The sequence below is a fragment of the Schaedlerella sp. genome (assembly GCF_056796775.1).
Window position 1 is genome coordinate 23333 of the sequence record NZ_JBQIKP010000032.1, and the last position, 15760, is coordinate 39092.

The 15760-nt window shown below is 48.8% G+C and carries 11 protein-coding genes; 4 read left to right on the forward strand and 7 right to left on the reverse strand.

The features are described 5' to 3' along the window. Positions 1-66 precede the first annotated feature (66 nt). The 7 genes from ACTOY7_RS14285 to ACTOY7_RS14315 form a co-directional block, all read right to left on the reverse strand. Positions 67-1431, reverse strand: a complete 1365-nt coding sequence (locus ACTOY7_RS14285; RefSeq protein ID WP_160283337.1) for a tetratricopeptide repeat protein — start codon at positions 1429-1431, stop codon at positions 67-69. A gap of 30 nt (positions 1432-1461) precedes the next feature. Beyond that, complete coding sequence (locus ACTOY7_RS14290; RefSeq protein ID WP_016296429.1) at positions 1462-1596, reverse strand: hypothetical protein; 135 nt, start codon at positions 1594-1596, stop codon at positions 1462-1464. Further along, complete coding sequence (locus ACTOY7_RS14295) at positions 1590-2882, reverse strand: bifunctional folylpolyglutamate synthase/dihydrofolate synthase (RefSeq protein ID WP_160283336.1); 1293 nt, start codon at positions 2880-2882, stop codon at positions 1590-1592. Before ACTOY7_RS14295 ends, ACTOY7_RS14290 begins: the two co-directional genes overlap by 7 nt. 5 nt (positions 2883-2887) lie before the next feature. Further along, entirely contained in the window at positions 2888-5101 is a 2214-nt protein-coding gene (locus ACTOY7_RS14300) for an LTA synthase family protein (protein ID WP_482671271.1), read from the reverse strand. A 158-nt stretch (positions 5102-5259) separates the two neighbouring features. After that, positions 5260-7911 (reverse strand): valine--tRNA ligase, encoded by a 2652-nt coding sequence (locus tag ACTOY7_RS14305; protein WP_160283334.1) that lies wholly within the window; start codon positions 7909-7911, stop codon positions 5260-5262. A 600-nt stretch (positions 7912-8511) separates the two neighbouring features. Then, positions 8512-9318: a glucosaminidase domain-containing protein gene (locus tag ACTOY7_RS14310; RefSeq protein WP_394684348.1), complete on the reverse strand. Its 807-nt coding sequence runs from the start codon at positions 9316-9318 to the stop codon at positions 8512-8514. A gap of 144 nt (positions 9319-9462) precedes the next feature. Then, the gene (locus ACTOY7_RS14315; RefSeq protein WP_394684349.1) at positions 9463-9636 is read right to left on the reverse strand and encodes a hypothetical protein; all 174 of its coding nucleotides are present in this window, start codon (positions 9634-9636) and stop codon (positions 9463-9465) included. A 236-nt stretch (positions 9637-9872) separates the two neighbouring features. On the opposite strand from ACTOY7_RS14315, the gene ACTOY7_RS14320 reads away from it, so the two are divergent. The 4 genes from ACTOY7_RS14320 to ACTOY7_RS14335 all read left to right on the forward strand — a co-directional run bounded on the left by ACTOY7_RS14320 (position 9873) and on the right by ACTOY7_RS14335 (position 15009). Further along, entirely contained in the window at positions 9873-10556 is a 684-nt protein-coding gene (locus ACTOY7_RS14320) for a response regulator transcription factor (RefSeq protein ID WP_394684350.1), read from the forward strand. After that, positions 10553-11593, forward strand: coding sequence for a sensor histidine kinase (locus ACTOY7_RS14325; RefSeq protein ID WP_482671272.1), 1041 nt, complete (start codon positions 10553-10555; stop codon positions 11591-11593). The genes ACTOY7_RS14320 and ACTOY7_RS14325 overlap by 4 nt, the downstream gene beginning before the upstream one ends. 168 nt (positions 11594-11761) lie before the next feature. Then, the gene (locus tag ACTOY7_RS14330) at positions 11762-12427 is read left to right on the forward strand and encodes an ABC transporter ATP-binding protein (RefSeq protein ID WP_482671273.1); all 666 of its coding nucleotides are present in this window, start codon (positions 11762-11764) and stop codon (positions 12425-12427) included. Between the two features lie 14 nt (positions 12428-12441). After that, on the forward strand, positions 12442-15009 hold the full coding sequence (locus tag ACTOY7_RS14335; RefSeq protein ID WP_482672219.1) for an ABC transporter permease: 2568 nt from the start codon (positions 12442-12444) through the stop codon (positions 15007-15009). Positions 15010-15760: the final 751 nt, after the last annotated feature.

Consider the following 15760-nt stretch of genomic DNA (forward strand, 5'->3'; position numbering starts at 1 on the left):
ATAACGGCAGACCCCGCTGCCTTTTTTGCCTGACGGCAAGGTGTCGGGCGCCTTGAATCGCCGTTTTTATTCTTCTGTGTCCTGGTTCGCTGCCGACGCGATCTCCTCCAGACTGGTCTTTGCCTCCTGTGCATTGTCCGTGTCCGGAAAGAGCTCATTGACCCGGCTTAAATAGGTCGTAGCAGTCTCGGGATCCCCGTTGTCCAGACAGGCAAGTCCCAGCGTCAGAAGCGCCCCGCCGTCATCATAGCTTTCATCCATTCTCACAACCTTGGCCAGTACCTCAATCGCCGTATCATAATTGGCAACATTGTAAGAAGCGGTACCGGATTCATAAAGAATGCTGCAGGCTGTCGGATAGATGCTTGATGTCAGGTCGTCATACCGTTCCTGTCCGCTCTCCCCGAGCGCGTTCCGGTTCACGGCCAGGAGCACATCCGCAATGGAATCCTCCGAATAGCTTCCCGAATTGTACTGTTCCGATGCCGTCATCAGATTCTCATAGCTCTCCGCCGTGGCAGCTGCCGTCTGAACCGCTTCCTCGGAATCCGCACTGTCCGCGCGGTAGGAATCCAGGGTCCTGGTCACCGCACTGAGCTGTGCTTCCAGAGAATTGATCCGTTCACTGTATTCCAGTACCTCCTTGTTCCGCTTGTCGGACTTACTCTCGTCTACAGCAGGCACGATCAGAAACCATACGATCGCCGCGCCGATAGCAGCGCCCAGTACGATGTTCATCAGGGTAAATCTTCCTGCCAGTTCCTTCACCATCCGGTGCGCCGGCTGAATGATGGTCTCATTTCCCAGATTATATTCTACCGTTTCTTTTTTTCTTTTTTTCTTCTTTTTTGTCGCCTTATTCTCCGGCTTTTTCGCTTTTTTTCCCCGGATCTGCGTCAGCTCCTGCATATAGCGCAGCGTGATCTCGTTGGTCGTATCCAGCTTCCGCGCCTTGGTCAGGGCCTGCTGTGCCTGGGCATACTGCCTGGTATGCAGATATAAAAGCGCCAGGAGCTGATACGCCTTCAAGAAGGAAGGATGCGACACGGTGATCTTTTTCAACTGTATGATCGCCATGTCCTCCCCATTTTGCCGGCAGTAGACGAGGCACTGGTTAAACCTCTTTATGGACTGGTTGATCGTCTCCAGTCCTCTGGCCGAATGCTGGATATTCTGCAGATAGGAATTGGCCAAGTTGTTCTTCGGCCGCAGATTCTTGCTGATGATCCATTCGACCAGCGCCTCCACAACCTCTCCCCGGCCGTAGTAGACCAGCCCCAGGAGATTCCGCGCCGTAATATTTCCTTTATTATATTGCAAACTCCGCCGAAGTGAGACAATCGCGCCAGACATATCCCGTATCCGGGCCTTTTTCAGACCGTCATTATACCAGTAGTTCGACTGGCGGATGATTTTCTTCGTATAGTCCATCAAACCTCACCGTATTCTTTCCCCGATAATTTATTTTTTCTGATCCATGACCTGTTTGAGCAGATCAGACATGTCCGTAAGATCCTCCTGGTATACGGCATCCTCTATATCCTCTACTTCCAGGCTTGGTTTGAATTTTTTCAGTTCCTCTTCGTAGTTTAACATAAGCTTTCCTCCTGTGCCAGTTCTTTGAGCATACCGGCCAGATAAAGGGAGCCAAGACAGTACACCGTCCGGCCGTCCTGGTGCTTCCTCACATAATGCAGCGCCTCCCGGGGGGATTCGATCACCGCCACCGAACGATCCGTATACCGCGCAAATGCTGCCAGAAGCTTCTCCGTATCCGCCGCCCGGCTGTCTTCGATCCGGGTCACCACGTAATAGTCCGTCTCCAGATTCCGGCAGAGATATGCCGTCATCTCTTCATAGTCCTTCTCCTGAACCGCCGAAAACAGAACCGCCGTCCTGTGTGGGCCGCGTGCCTTGACGCTCTGAACGAACCGGACCACGGCATTGAGATTATGTGCTCCATCGATATAGATCCCCGGCAGGACCTCCTCCATGCGGCCCTCCCAGACGACCTGAGCGAGCGCTTCCCGCCATAACCGCGGGCGTCCCGTCTCTCCAAACAGGCTTTTCATCACTTCCAGGGCAAGCATCGCGTTCTCTGCCTGATACAGTCCTGTATTGCGGAGTTTCCATGCCGTAGTTCCATAATAAGCATTTGTACAGGAAAATGCAATATTTTTATGTTCGATTCTCAGATTTTCGAACGCATTTTTCCCGATTTTCTTACAGGAAATTCCAAGCCGGGCCGCCTGGCTTTCGATCACCTGACCGGCAGCTTCCTCCCCTTCGGAGTAAAACACCGGCACTCCTTTTTTCAAGATCCCCGCCTTCTCCGCCGCGATCTGTTCCAGGGTATCCCCCAGAATCTCCTGGTGATCCATCCCGATCGACGCAATGGCCGTGACTGCCGGATGCTCTACGGCGTTGGTGGCATCCAGCCGCCCGCCCAATCCGGTCTCCAGCACCGCAAATTCCACTCCCGCTTCCGCAAACGCGGTCATTGCCATGCCGAACAGCAGTTCAAAAAAAGTAGGATGAGAGAGACCCTGGTGTTCCATTTCCCTGACCTTCTCCATCACCTTTTCAAATACTCTCACAAATTCCCCGTCCGAGATCTGCTCTCCCCGGATCCGGATCCGCTCATTCATCCGGATCAGATGTGGAGAGACGAAGAGGCCTGCGGATTTCCCCTCAGACCTCAGCATGGCATCCAGATACACGCAGACCGAGCCTTTTCCGTTGGTCCCCGCCACGTGGATGACCTTCAAGTCCCTCTCCGGATTTCCCAAAAAACGCAGAAATTCCTTCGTATGTTCCAGCGGGTTTTTCTTTGTAAATTTCGGGATCTTTAAAATATAATCCACTGCCTCATCATATGTCAAAATACCTACTCTCCCTCGTCATTTCCGATAAACGCGTTCCGCCCTGCCTTCACCGTACTGGTATTGCAGGGAAGGGGCACGAAGCGTCCGTCCCGGTATTTGTATTCCTTGGAGGTCCGGAAAATGGTATTGCTGGAGCCTACCTGCGCCACCATAACAACATCCTCTTCCCCCAGGACGGATTCCTTCAGATCAATCCTTGTATTATTCAAAAACGTACTGCTCTGCTTCTCACCGTTGATATAGATCTTGCTCTGCTTGGTAAAATTCTCTCCGTACACGCTGTATGTGCCGTCCAGCTGCTCCACCAGAGAGGTAATCGTGGTATCCTTAACCCCCATCGCCATATGACCGGATGTGATCGGCTTTCCGCTCTCCTGATAGACATACTGCTTTCCGTACAGGATATCATACTGCAGCAGTTCCAGGTCGGCCAGGTAGTTCTTCGTCTGGCGGCGCTCCTGATGGTAATTGAACACCGTCCCCGAATGGATATCCAGACGGTCCAGCACTTCGGCCATGATCTGGTATGCCGCATAGTTTCCGTCCTTCTTTTTCAGACCGATATTGTCCCAGATCACATAATTGGTATTGTACAGATACCGGCTTTTCAGATCCTTTGCCTGCAGGTCCATTGTGGGCAGATGGTCTCCGTAGAAAACAATTACGGAAGGTTCTCCCCGTTCCTCTACGGCCTTCACCAGGTCTCCGGCAAATTCATCCATCTCGTATACTTCATTCACATAATATTCCCAGGCATTTCTCCTGCCCTCGTCCTCCACGCCGCTGACCTGGATGGTGGGATTCTCGATCATTTTCTCTACGGGATAGTCTCCATGCCCCTGTACACTGATGGCAAATACAAAATCCTGTCCTTTGGTCGTATCCATGGAATCCATGATATTCGGGATCAGGATATCATCCGTAGCCCATCCCTTCGGAGTCGTCTGCAGGATATTCATAAATTCCTTGCTGGTATAATGATCAAATCCCATGTGGTTGAATACCTGCGCCCTGCTGTAAAAGTTTCCTCCGTTGTTATGCAGCGCCTCAGCTCCGTAGCCAAGGCTGGTCAGGGCCGTAGCCGCGCTTTCCAAAGGCTTCGTCTTGGCATAGGTCTTATAGGGATATTCCCCCGGTCCGAAGAAACGCATGCTCATACCGGTCAGCACTTCAAATTCCGTATTGGCCGTACCCGCGCCTACGGACGGCACCTTAAAATATCCGCTGGAATACTCTTCATACATCTTCCGCAGATTCGGGATCGGATCCTCGGAAAACTGCAGCCACTCCACCTCCGTGGGATCAAAATACGATTCCAACTGCACAAAGATGATGTTGGGCAGTTCTTCTTCCTTCCGTCCGGTGGTGCTTTTCGTGATCTTCCCGCCGCTGCTGATGGCATCCATGGTTTCCTCCCCGTACCCCGACGGCTCGGAGATCCCGGTCTTAAAAATACTGGACGTAAAGCAGTAAGGGAATCCATAATCTTCATATGCAAAGGCAATATTTCCAAAATAGTTCGAGATCACTCTGCGGTCAATGGCCACGTCTGTCAGAACCATATAAGCAATGACCGAGAAGCCCACGCCGAACAGCGCAATGATCCGGTGCATTTTTCCGGTAAACTGTCCGCCCCGCCTCCACATGGAGACAACCCACAGGATCACCGCGCCGATCCCCACGATCAGCAGGATCAGTTCAAATGTGGAAAAGTAATTGCCGGTCAGCGAGAGGGCGTCCGAGAGCACCTTTAAGTCCTGGGCATTGAAGGGCGTCACCCGCTTCGTCAGCAGATACCCGTTGCAGGCGCCTAAAAACAGCCAGAATACACTGAGAAGGATCCTTGCAAATACCCGCCGCCTGACCAGGTATACGATGGAAAAGGTGGCGAAAATCAAGAAGGCGTTGAACAAAAACACCTTCGGCGTCTCCGTCATATAATCCCATGCCTGGAACAGCGAAAGCCTGGAGATCGCTTCTATAAAAAAGTTTAATATGCATGCCAGTAAATAATGGAATACCAGGGAGATCCGGTTCATAAAACGATAGACCGGCGCCATACGCCTTGAAAATTTGCTGTTGCGTCGTTCCTCCAGGATCCTCGCCCGGCGATTGCGTCTTGCGATCCAGTGTGCTTTAAGGTCTTCTATCTTCAAATTTTTTATCTTATGAAAGAAGCCCCTGAAATCCGGCTTCCTGATCTGAACCTTCTTCATCCTAACTTCTCTCCCTTTTAGGTCAGATGGCCGTTTACACAGCCATCCGACCCCAAATTCACATAAATGCCCTATCGTATCCCGTCTTTTTGGTCCGCTTTTCCCATATATATGCAGCCCTTGTCCTGATTCGCGGGCCGATCAGCCGCGCTGTCCTTCTATGCCTTCTTCAGCCCCGCCATACGCTCCTGTACCTGCGCAAGCATCTGGGTATACTTCTCCAGCTTTTCTTTTTCCTCCTGCACCTTCTTCTCCGGCGCTTTACTCAGGAACTTCTCATTGGACAGCATGCCCTTCGCCCTCGCGATCTCTTTTGTCAGCTTTTCTTCTTCTTTCGCAAGGCGTTCTTTCTCCTGCTCGAAGTCCACCAGGTCTTCCAGCGGCAGATACACCGCTGCCCCCGGAACTACGATGGACACCGCGTCTTCCGCAATATCCTTCTTCTCAGAATGAAGGAGGATATCGTTTGCCAGCATCAGCGGCTTTACAGATTCCCGGATTGCCTCAATCCCGCTCAGCAGATTCTGGTCTGTGCTGACAATAAATACCTTGGTTCTGCGGTTGTTCGGCACATTCATCTCCGCGCGCATGTTCCGGATCCCTCGGGTGATCTCCTTCACATGGCTCATCACTTCCTCATCCGTTGGGAATTCCCACTCCCTCCGATATTCCGGCCATGAAGAGATCATCAGGGATTCCTCCTCCGGCACCAGCGCACTGTAGATCTCCTCCGTAATAAACGGCATGAACGGATGCAGGAGCTTCAATGCCTGCCCCAATACGGTCTTTAAGATCCACAGAACACATTTCGCAGAATCGGGATCCTCTTCGGCATGATAGATCCGGTATTTTGCCAGCTCCACATACCAGTCGCAGAATTCGTCCCAGATAAAGTCATACACCTTCTGGACCGCGATCCCCAGCTCAAACTTGTCCATGTTCTCCGTCACGTCCTTCGTCAGACGGTTGACCTTTGCCAGGATCCATCTGTCAGCCGGTTTCAGCAGGCTCTCCCCGGGCTCGTCCACGATATTTTCTTTCATATTCATCAGAATAAAGCGGGATGCGTTCCACACCTTATTCGCAAAGTTCCGGCTTGCCTCCACCCTTTCATTGGAAAAACGCATATCGTTGCCTGGCGCGTTTCCGGTTACCAGAGTAAGACGCAGCGCATCCGCGCCGTACTGGTCGATGATCTCCAGCGGATCGATTCCATTTCCCAGGGACTTACTCATCTTGCGCCCCTGGGAATCCCGCACCAGTCCGTGGATCAGCACGGTGTGGAAGGGGGATTTTCCGGTATGCTCCAATCCGGAGAATACCATCCGGATCACCCAGAAGAAAATGATATCGTAGCCTGTCACCAGTACATCCGTGGGATAGAAGTAATCCAGATCCTCCGTCTTTTCCGGCCAGCCAAGGGTAGAAAACGGCCACAGCGCTGAGCTAAACCAGGTATCCAGTGTATCTTCATCCTGTGTAAAATGGGCGCATCCGCAGTGCGGACATTTCTCCGGAATCTCCTTTGCCACCACGAATTCTCCGCATTCGTCGCAGTAGTACGCCGGAATCCGATGTCCCCACCAGATCTGCCGTGAAATACACCAGTCCTTGATATTTTCCAGCCAGTGCAGATAGATCTTGTTGAACCTCTCCGGCACAAACTTCAATTCTCCTGTATGCAGCGCTTCGATGGCAGGCTTCGCCAACTCTTCCATCTTCACGAACCACTGCTGCTTGATCAGCGGCTCTACTGTCGTACCGCATCGGTCATGGGTTCCTACATTATGAGAGTGGGGCTCGATCTTCACCAGGAAGCCCTGCTCTTCCAGATCCTTTACAATCGCTTTCCTCGCCTCATATCGCTCCATGCCCGCATATCTGCCGCCCCGCTCATTGATGGTGGCATCGTCATTCATGATGTTGATCTCTTCCAGGTTATGGCGCTTCCCTACCTCAAAGTCGTTGGGGTCATGAGCCGGCGTGATCTTCACCGCTCCGGTCCCGAATTCCTTGTCTACATAGTAGTCTGCCACAATGGGGATTTCCCGGTTCACCAAGGGAAGCATCACATGCTTGCCGATGATATCCTTGTACCGCTCATCCTCCGGGTGTACCGCAATAGCCGTATCGCCCAGCATGGTCTCCGGACGGGTCGTGGCAATCTCCAGAAAATCCTCCGTTCCTACAATAGGGTACTTGATATGCCAGAAATGTCCGCCCTGCTCCTCATGCTCCACCTCGGCATCGGACAGGGAGGTCTTGCAGACCGGACACCAATTGATGATCCTGGATCCCTTGTAGATATATCCCTTTTCGTATAGGTTAATGAATACTTCCTCGACAGCCTTGGAACAGCCCTCGTCCATGGTGAACCGCTCCCGGTCCCAGTCGCAGGAGATGCCCATCTTTTTCAGCTGGTTCTCGATGGTTCCCGCATATTCCTCTTTCCACTGCCAGGTGCGCTCCAGAAAGCCTTCCCGTCCCAATTCCTTTTTGTCGATGCCCTCGGATTTTAACTGGTTCGTTACTTTTACTTCTGTAGAGATGGCCGCATGGTCGGTTCCCGGCACCCACAGGGCATTGAAGCCCTCCATCCGCTTATACCGGATCAGGATGTCCTGCAGCGTATTGTCCAGCGCATGTCCCATATGCAGCTTTCCCGTGATATTCGGAGGCGGCATGACCGTGGTAAACGGTTTTTTGTCCCGGTCCACCTCTGCGTGGAAATACTTGTTTTCACACCACTTCTCATACAGTTTTTCCTCAATCTCCTTCGGATTATACGTCTTTGCCAGTTCCTTACCCATGTTTCTCCTCCTTTTACTCATGAACAGTAAGCTGGTACTTCACGGATTTTTCACATTTTTGGTATTAAAAAAGCCCTTTACAATGTAAAGGGCGAATTGTTCTCCGCGGTACCACCTTAATTCCTATACTTATGATGTGGCATAGAAGAAAATACGGTCGCACCGCTTTTTATGCCGCCCCATAACATAACTTATGGTTCTGTAACGTAAACCGCCACGGGATACCCTACCCACAAAATCCTGAGCAAATCACCGACAGTCTGACAGCCACGAATCATCCGCATATGGCGGCGTTCACAGCAGACAGCGGGTCACTCCTGCGCTTCAGATATCCGGTTCAAAAGTCACGTTCCATAATCCTGATACCCGGACCGCCTTCCAGCCGATGGGCCGTCCTCTCTGTGGGAAGTAATTATGTACTCCTCTTTCTCAATACCTTTGAAATTTTACAAAATTGTTAACTCCAAATGAACTAAACTATATCATAGCGGGCAAAAGTCTATTTGTCAAGGAGTTTTCAAAATCTTAAGAATATAATCATATTGCTTTTTTGAAAAGCGTTGCGTAATAAAATCAAGATAGTAACAGATATAATATTTATCACTTCATCTGATTCATACTATGAATCATCTCTACGATAAAATACCCGTAATTTTCGTCTGTCGCCCAGCCCAAGCCGCCCGGATTTTCCTTCTGGCCCAGCCATTCCACATAGGGAGCGGATCCTTTCGTGACATATTCATACCGGTCATCCACGCACTCCTGCACCAGCGCGTCCGCCGTAGCATATGCCTTCAGATGCTGAATCTGTGCCCGAATCCCGGTACGCACATCCGGGTAGGAATTGCCAGCCGCTCCGCCTCCTGTGGCTCCAAGTCCCGCAAAATTAAACTGTTCAATGGAGGTATCTCCCGCATACTGCAGCCATCCGGTCTCCTTCATGGTCTGGACAAAGGCAACCTCCGGCCGCACCCCTTCCGCCGATGCTTCCTCATAATACATCTGGCAGAACGTTTCAATAGAATCCGCGCCGCCCCTGGACAACTGTTCAGCAGGATAGGGGAAATTAGCAGAGTTAAAATAGGAAACCATCTGTTCTACGGTCACCGGACTTTTTCCCATGATCGGATACTGTCCGTCCGCGATCACTTCCTCCGTTTCAGGCGCAGGAGCCGCATCCGGATCGGATGCTCCTGATCCGCCCTCCGCATTTTCGGCGGCCTCCCCTCCAGTCACGCCGCCGTCCCGCTTTCCCGCAGCCGCTTTGTTCTCGGCTTCCGCCAGTTCCAGCTTTGCTTCTTTCTTCTGATGCTCAGAGCCCATCTTCGCCCCCAGAAGACTCAAGCTTACGACAAGGGCAATAGCAAGTCCCACTTCGAGACATATTGTCTTTATTTTCTGATCCATATGCTAACGTTCTCCCCGAATATTTGCTTCTACATTTTTATGATCCTTCTGTCAAGATTATACCATCTATGAAACCACAGAGGTGTAAACGACGCTTCTTTTTCCAAAATGTTAATTGTGTCGGTTTTGCTTTCAATGCGTCGGTTATAAATAACTCAAAGCTCTTTTTTTGCTAATTAGCGGCTGCCGGTTCCGGCGCGCCTGCCATGGGATGAGATCCGCATGTTTGATCCAGCGGTTATCCGGGTTCATATGGAGCCCCATCGGCTGATTAAAATCGAGAAAGGAATGCTGTGACTTATCGACTGGCTTGTACATGTTTTTTTACTCCTCAACATCGTATTTTACACAAAAGCCGCAAGAAAAAACGGATAGCGTCTCTAAAGGCCTTGCAGATATTATAGCATGAAACACACTCAAAGTCATGAAAAATCAGCGCTGCAGAAATCCCTTTCAAATAAACTGGCACATGTGAGATTTCTGTGACATTTGGGTGATAATATTATATAATCCGATATAATCAAGAGAAAAATATAGTAAGGGAAGGTGAACATATGAGGATTTTAGTAGTGGAAGATGACCATCTTTTAAATAGTACGCTTTGCTATAATTTGTCTGCGGGCGGTTATAAGGTAGATTCGGCGAAGACAAAAGCAGAAGCAGAGCAATGCTGTGAAGAACAGACCTATGAACTGGCCGTTTTGGATATCAATCTCCCGGATGGAAACGGGTTTGCATTATGCCAGGAGCTGAAAGAAAAGCATCCGGATACTGCCGTAATCTTCCTGACTGCAAATGATATGGAAAGCGATATGTTAAAAGGATATGAGTTAGGGGCAGATGATTATGTGACAAAACCATTTCATATCAGTGTATTCCGCAAAAAGGTTTCCGCTCTGCTTGCGCGGATACAGAAGCAGACCGGCGGGGATACTTATGATGACGGAAATCTGTCTGTTCATTTCTCAGAGATGACGGCCGCCTTCTCAGGAGAACCGATTAACTTCACTTCCATGGAATACCGCCTTTTGAAGGTGCTGATACAGAACCCGCAGACTGTCCTGACCCGTCAGATACTTCTGGAAAAGCTGTGGGACTGCGAGCGTAATTTTGTAGATGAGCATGCCCTTACGGTTGCCATAAGCCGTATCCGCAGCAAGATCGAGCGCGATGGATCTCAATATATTAAAACTGTTTATGGCATGGGATATATGTGGATTGGGGGCCGGATGAAATGAACGCAATAAACGTTTCTGTAAATAAAGCCTGCGCGGCGCTCCTGGGTATCTTCTGTACACTTTCTGCCGGTGTGCTTACAGGCTTTTATCTGCTGACAGGGCAGGCCGCAGTGCTTCTATTGGGCCTTCTTTACGTTTTTCTTGTGCTTGTCTGCGTGGCTTTGTTTATCGCGCTGATCCGCCAAAAGCTTCTTTTATTCTCAGATACCCTTTGCCAGCAGTTAGACCGGATGGCAGAGGGAGAGACAGCGCTACCTGAGAGCGCGCTGGAGGAAAACCTGTTCTATAAGATTAACCACAGGTTGGTAAGGCTTTATGAAATAATGCTGAAAAACTGCGACAGCATTGCAAAGGAAAGGTCTAAGCTTAAGGAATTGATTTCTGACATCTCTCATCAAGTTAAGACGCCCATCACAAATCTTAAGATGGTAAATATAACAATGCTTGAAGAGCCTATGTCAGAGGAAAGACGCGCCAGATTCCTGATGGACTGTGGGACTGAGCTTGACAAACTGGATTTCCTGATGCAGGCAATGATAAAGACTTCCCGATTAGAGACAGGTATCATCTCTCTGGAGAAGAACGTGCAGCCTGTTTATGATACGCTGGCGTCGGCTCTTGGGAGCATCCTGTTTCATGCGGAAAAAAAGCAGATGGAAGTCTCTGTGGATTGTCCCGCCAATTTAAAGGCATATCATGACCGGAAGTGGACAGGAGAGGCATTGTTTAATATTCTGGATAATGCTGTGAAATATTCGCCGGAGGGAGGAAAGATAGATATCCATGTTGAAAGTCAGGAATTATATCTGAAAATTAATATTGCAGATACCGGAAAGGGAATACCGGAAAATCTGCATGGTGCGATTTTCAAACGTTTTTACAGGGAAAATGACGTGCATGATACCCCGGGGGTTGGTATCGGTTTGTATCTGGCGCGGGAGATTATTACGATGCAGGGCGGTTACATGAAAGTTGCATCGGAAGTGGGAAAAGGTTCTGTCTTTTCTGTTTTTCTTTTGAAAGAGAGGAATGCTTAGCCGTTCTGTTCTCTTCATTACTGCCGAAATGTCACTGAATTGTGAGATTTCGGAGCCAAATTGTTGAAAAGTCTTTGTTCCCGGTGAGATTTCTGAGAGGTTTGACTGTTATGATATGGTCAGAAACGTGGAAAGAAGTTTCTTAATTATCAGAAAGGACGTGGACCTATGAGCATTTTGCAGACGACAGATTTAAAAAAATATTATGGCGAAGAGCCCAATATAACCAAAGCATTGGACGGGATTACCCTTAACATCGGACAGGGAGAATTTGTGGCCATTGTCGGAACCTCCGGAAGCGGGAAGTCTACCCTGTTAAATATGATGGGAGGTCTGGATAATCCGACCTCCGGCAGTATCAAAGTAAAAGGCAAGGAATTATCCCAAATGAACGACGAGCAGCTTACGATTTTCCGCAGGCGCAATATCGGTTTTGTCTTTCAGAATTATAACCTGGTTCCGATTCTTAATGTATACGAGAATATTGTGCTGCCGGTAGAACTGGACGGCGACACTGTAGACCAGAAATTCATGGAGGATGTGGTGGAGCTGCTTGCGCTTGGTGACAAGCTGAACAGTATGCCGAATAATCTTTCGGGAGGACAGCAGCAGCGGGTGGCGATTGCCAGGGCGCTTGTGTCAAAACCCGCAATCATCTTGGCGGATGAACCGACCGGAAATCTGGACAGCCGGACCAGCAGCGATGTCTTAGGGCTTCTGAAAACCACAAGCTATAAGTTTGACCAGACCCTTGTGATGATTACGCATAATAATGAGATTGCCCAGCTGGCTGACCGTATTGTCCGTATCGAGGACGGCAGGATCACGGAGTAAGGAGGGGACAGAGGATGAATGATATTCTATTCGGAAATAATAATCAGGCTGTGTTAAAACGGCTATCGGGGCGGTATTTTAAGGCGAACAAGAGCAGAAATATGATTGCCGTGGTTGCGATTGTTCTGACGACGACTCTCTTTGCCGCAATTTTTACTCTGGGCTTTGGCATGATGGACACCATCCACGATCAGAATATCCGGAAAGCGGGTGGCGATGGTCAGGCTGTATTAAGCTATATTAATGACAGTATCTATGAGGATGTGAAAGGGAGCCCTCTCATTGACAGGATTGCCTATATGAAATGTATTTCCTATAAGCTCAAGAACCCGGGACTTGAAAAATGGCGGGCAGAAGTCTGGTATATGGACGATACGATGCTTGATTTTGCGCGATATGAACCGACAGAAGGTCAGAAGCCAACAGCGGACCGGGAGATCATGGCAGATACGAAAACGCTGGAGGCGCTGGGGATACCGGCCAGAATTGGTGAGACAGTTTCTCTGTCCTATGAGATGAAGGGGAAAGAATACCAGACCGATTTCACATTGTGCGGTTTTTGGGAAACAGACAGCCTGAGCAATGTAGGGAGGCTGCTTGTATCAAAGGCTTTTATGAACAGTCATGCAGAACTTGACGGCTATACCCATACGGTAGGCGGTGATTATACCGGTTCTGTCGCGGCTTATATCATGTTTAAAGGAAACGGGGACCCAGAGGCAAAATTGCAGCAGCTCCTTTCTGAAACAGGATATACATGCGACACAATGGGAGGAAGCGCAGAAGATCCGAATTATATTATTGCGAGGATCAGTCCGGCATATACAGGAGGAAACCTGCTTGAAAATCCTGCCATGCTTATTTCCGGAATTGCAGGGATTCTTCTCATCATTGTGGCGGGGTACCTGATTATATATAATATTTTTCAAATATCTGTGATACAGGATATCCAATCTTACGGGCAGCTTAAAACGCTGGGGATTACAAAACGTCAGATTAAGAGGCTGATTTCCGGCCAGGTACTGCGGCTTTCGCTGATTGGTATACCGATCGGGCTTTTGTTTGGATTTTTGATCGGACGTGCGCTGGTGCCTTTCCTGATGAATGGAACCAGCTATACATCAGAGGCGGGAATCAAGGTGACGGCCAATCCTTATATTTTTATCGGCTCGGCAGTATTTGCCCTGATTACAGTTTTCATCAGTGTACGCAGGCCTGCCAGAATCGCGGGAATGGTGTCTCCGATTGAGGCAATCCGGTATACGGAAAATGACCCTGGAGCTTTTGGGAAGAAGAGTACGGATAAGAAGTCAACAAAAGGGGCGAAAATTCATCGAATGGCTTTGGCGAACCTGGGCAGGAACCGCAGACGTACCGTGCTTGTTCTGGTATCCATGACGCTGAGCCTGGTGCTATTCAATACCGTATTTACATTAGCGGCAGGATTTGATATTGACAAATATATTTCAAAATTTATGGATGTGGATTTTTTGATTTCTTCTGCAGATTATTTCCAGTATCGGTTTGAAAGAAGCGAGTATGAGCTGTCGGAGTCATTTATAGAAGCGGCGCGGCGGCAAGACAGTTTTGAAGACGGCGGCCGGCTTTACACTTCGCGGATTCTGGAGGAAGCATTCTCCGCCTCCAGTCAGGCGTTTGCCAACTATAATAAGGATACTGACGGGAACCCGTATGTTGATTTGTACGGGGCGGATGAGTTTCTGTTGGATTCTATGGAGGTCATAGAGGGAACAATAGACTGGCAGGCGTTTGCGTCGGGAGATTATGTTCTGTTTAATGTTGAGTGTGACGATAATGGAAACGTGATCGACAATCCGGAGGTGAATGTCGGGGACAAGATACGTTTCAACCATCTGAATGTGGATGGCACACATATTTCCAGAGACAGAAGTTTTGACCTTACGGTTATGGCGAAGGTCCGCACAAATGAGAATACGGCTACTACCCGTCACACGGGCGCGTCGAGATTCTACCTGCCGACAGAACGTTTTCGGAAGCTCTGCGATACCCCTCATCTGGTCGGTTTCCCATTCAATGTGAAAGACGGCAGGGAAACGGAGATGGAAGAGTTTCTGGGCAGTTACGTGGAAAATACAGAACCGAATATGGATTTTGATTCCAGAGGAACCTATAAAGCGTCCTTTGACAGTCTGACTTCCTTAATCGTTACAATTGGCGGTGCGTTGAGTGTCTTGATCGGATTTATCGGAATAGCAAATTTTATAAATTCCGTACTGACAAGTATTCTTACACGCAGGAAGGAATTTGCCATGTTACAGAGTATCGGTATGACGGGGAAACAGTTAAAAAGTATGCTTTCTTATGAAGGGCTTTATTATGCGGCAGGGACAGTTGCCGCGTCTGTAGTCTTCGGAGGATTCCTTTCCCTTGTGATTGTAAGGGGGATATCCGCCAGTGTCTGGTTTTTCACATACCACTTTGTGGCGTGGCCGATGTTGGTTTTATATCCGTTCCTTTTCATTCTGACGGTGACCATACCGGTCGTTGTATACAGGAGGATGGTCAGGGCGAGCATTATTGAGCGGCTGCGCCTTAATTGACAGGAGGCAGAATATGAATGATACTATTTAGGAACAATAATCCGATGATAATGAAAACATCAGGTTACTGTTCACGGTGCCTTGCGCTCTGCCGCAAGGCATCCGTATTATAAATCTGCTGATAAAACAGATATATTTTAACAGAAGGGAGAATGGATAAAACCGTAATTACGAACCACATATCTGTGATTGGTCATTACGGTTAGTCAAACACCTTTATTCTCATTTATCTACACTATAGAACGAATGATATACTCCAGCCTCATCTTCTATTTTCCAGAATTACGATATCGTTTATGAAAAAAACAGGCCAGGATCGCGCATATTATAATTCCAATGGCATAAGGGATGCCAAATAAAAAAGCAACGCTTGCCGGAGCACTATAACCCGCATACAAAATCTCGTATTGCATACAGCAATAATTGTACGCGACTGTGGCACACATAACATTTGACAGTAAAATGGCAAGGGAAGTAAAAAGATAAGATAAGTATTTGTTTTTCATTTTTGATTACCTCCGTCATTCTCAGACACCAACAGTTTCACCCATATTTCCATATATACCATACCATATCTTCTGCATTCTGGAAATACTTTTCTATCGAGAATGGCTCCGTTGTTAAGTTGCGCTGAGGCAGCCATGTGCCGAAAAGATACTTGTTTGCCCGGTCCAAATTCACTGTTACTAAATCCTTAAAATTCGGTTTATTGTTTCCCATGCGCGCATTGCGGCAACCTCCTTAATTTGAT

Coding starts and splice junctions, on each gene's coding strand:
- ACTOY7_RS14285 (WP_160283337.1), bottom strand. CDS start 1,431: ATGGACTATACGAAGAAAATCATCCGCCAGTCGAACTACTGGTATAAT.
- ACTOY7_RS14290 (WP_016296429.1), bottom strand. CDS start 1,596: ATGTTAAACTACGAAGAGGAACTGAAAAAATTCAAACCAAGCCTGGAA.
- ACTOY7_RS14300 (WP_482671271.1), bottom strand. CDS start 5,101: ATGAAGAAGGTTCAGATCAGGAAGCCGGATTTCAGGGGCTTCTTTCAT.
- ACTOY7_RS14305 (WP_160283334.1), bottom strand. CDS start 7,911: ATGGGTAAGGAACTGGCAAAGACGTATAATCCGAAGGAGATTGAGGAA.
- ACTOY7_RS14310 (WP_394684348.1), bottom strand. CDS start 9,318: ATGGATCAGAAAATAAAGACAATATGTCTCGAAGTGGGACTTGCTATT.
- ACTOY7_RS14315 (WP_394684349.1), bottom strand. CDS start 9,636: ATGTACAAGCCAGTCGATAAGTCACAGCATTCCTTTCTCGATTTTAAT.
- ACTOY7_RS14320 (WP_394684350.1), top strand. CDS start 9,873: ATGAGGATTTTAGTAGTGGAAGATGACCATCTTTTAAATAGTACGCTT.
- ACTOY7_RS14325 (WP_482671272.1), top strand. CDS start 10,553: ATGAACGCAATAAACGTTTCTGTAAATAAAGCCTGCGCGGCGCTCCTG.
- ACTOY7_RS14330 (WP_482671273.1), top strand. CDS start 11,762: ATGAGCATTTTGCAGACGACAGATTTAAAAAAATATTATGGCGAAGAG.
- ACTOY7_RS14335 (WP_482672219.1), top strand. CDS start 12,442: ATGAATGATATTCTATTCGGAAATAATAATCAGGCTGTGTTAAAACGG.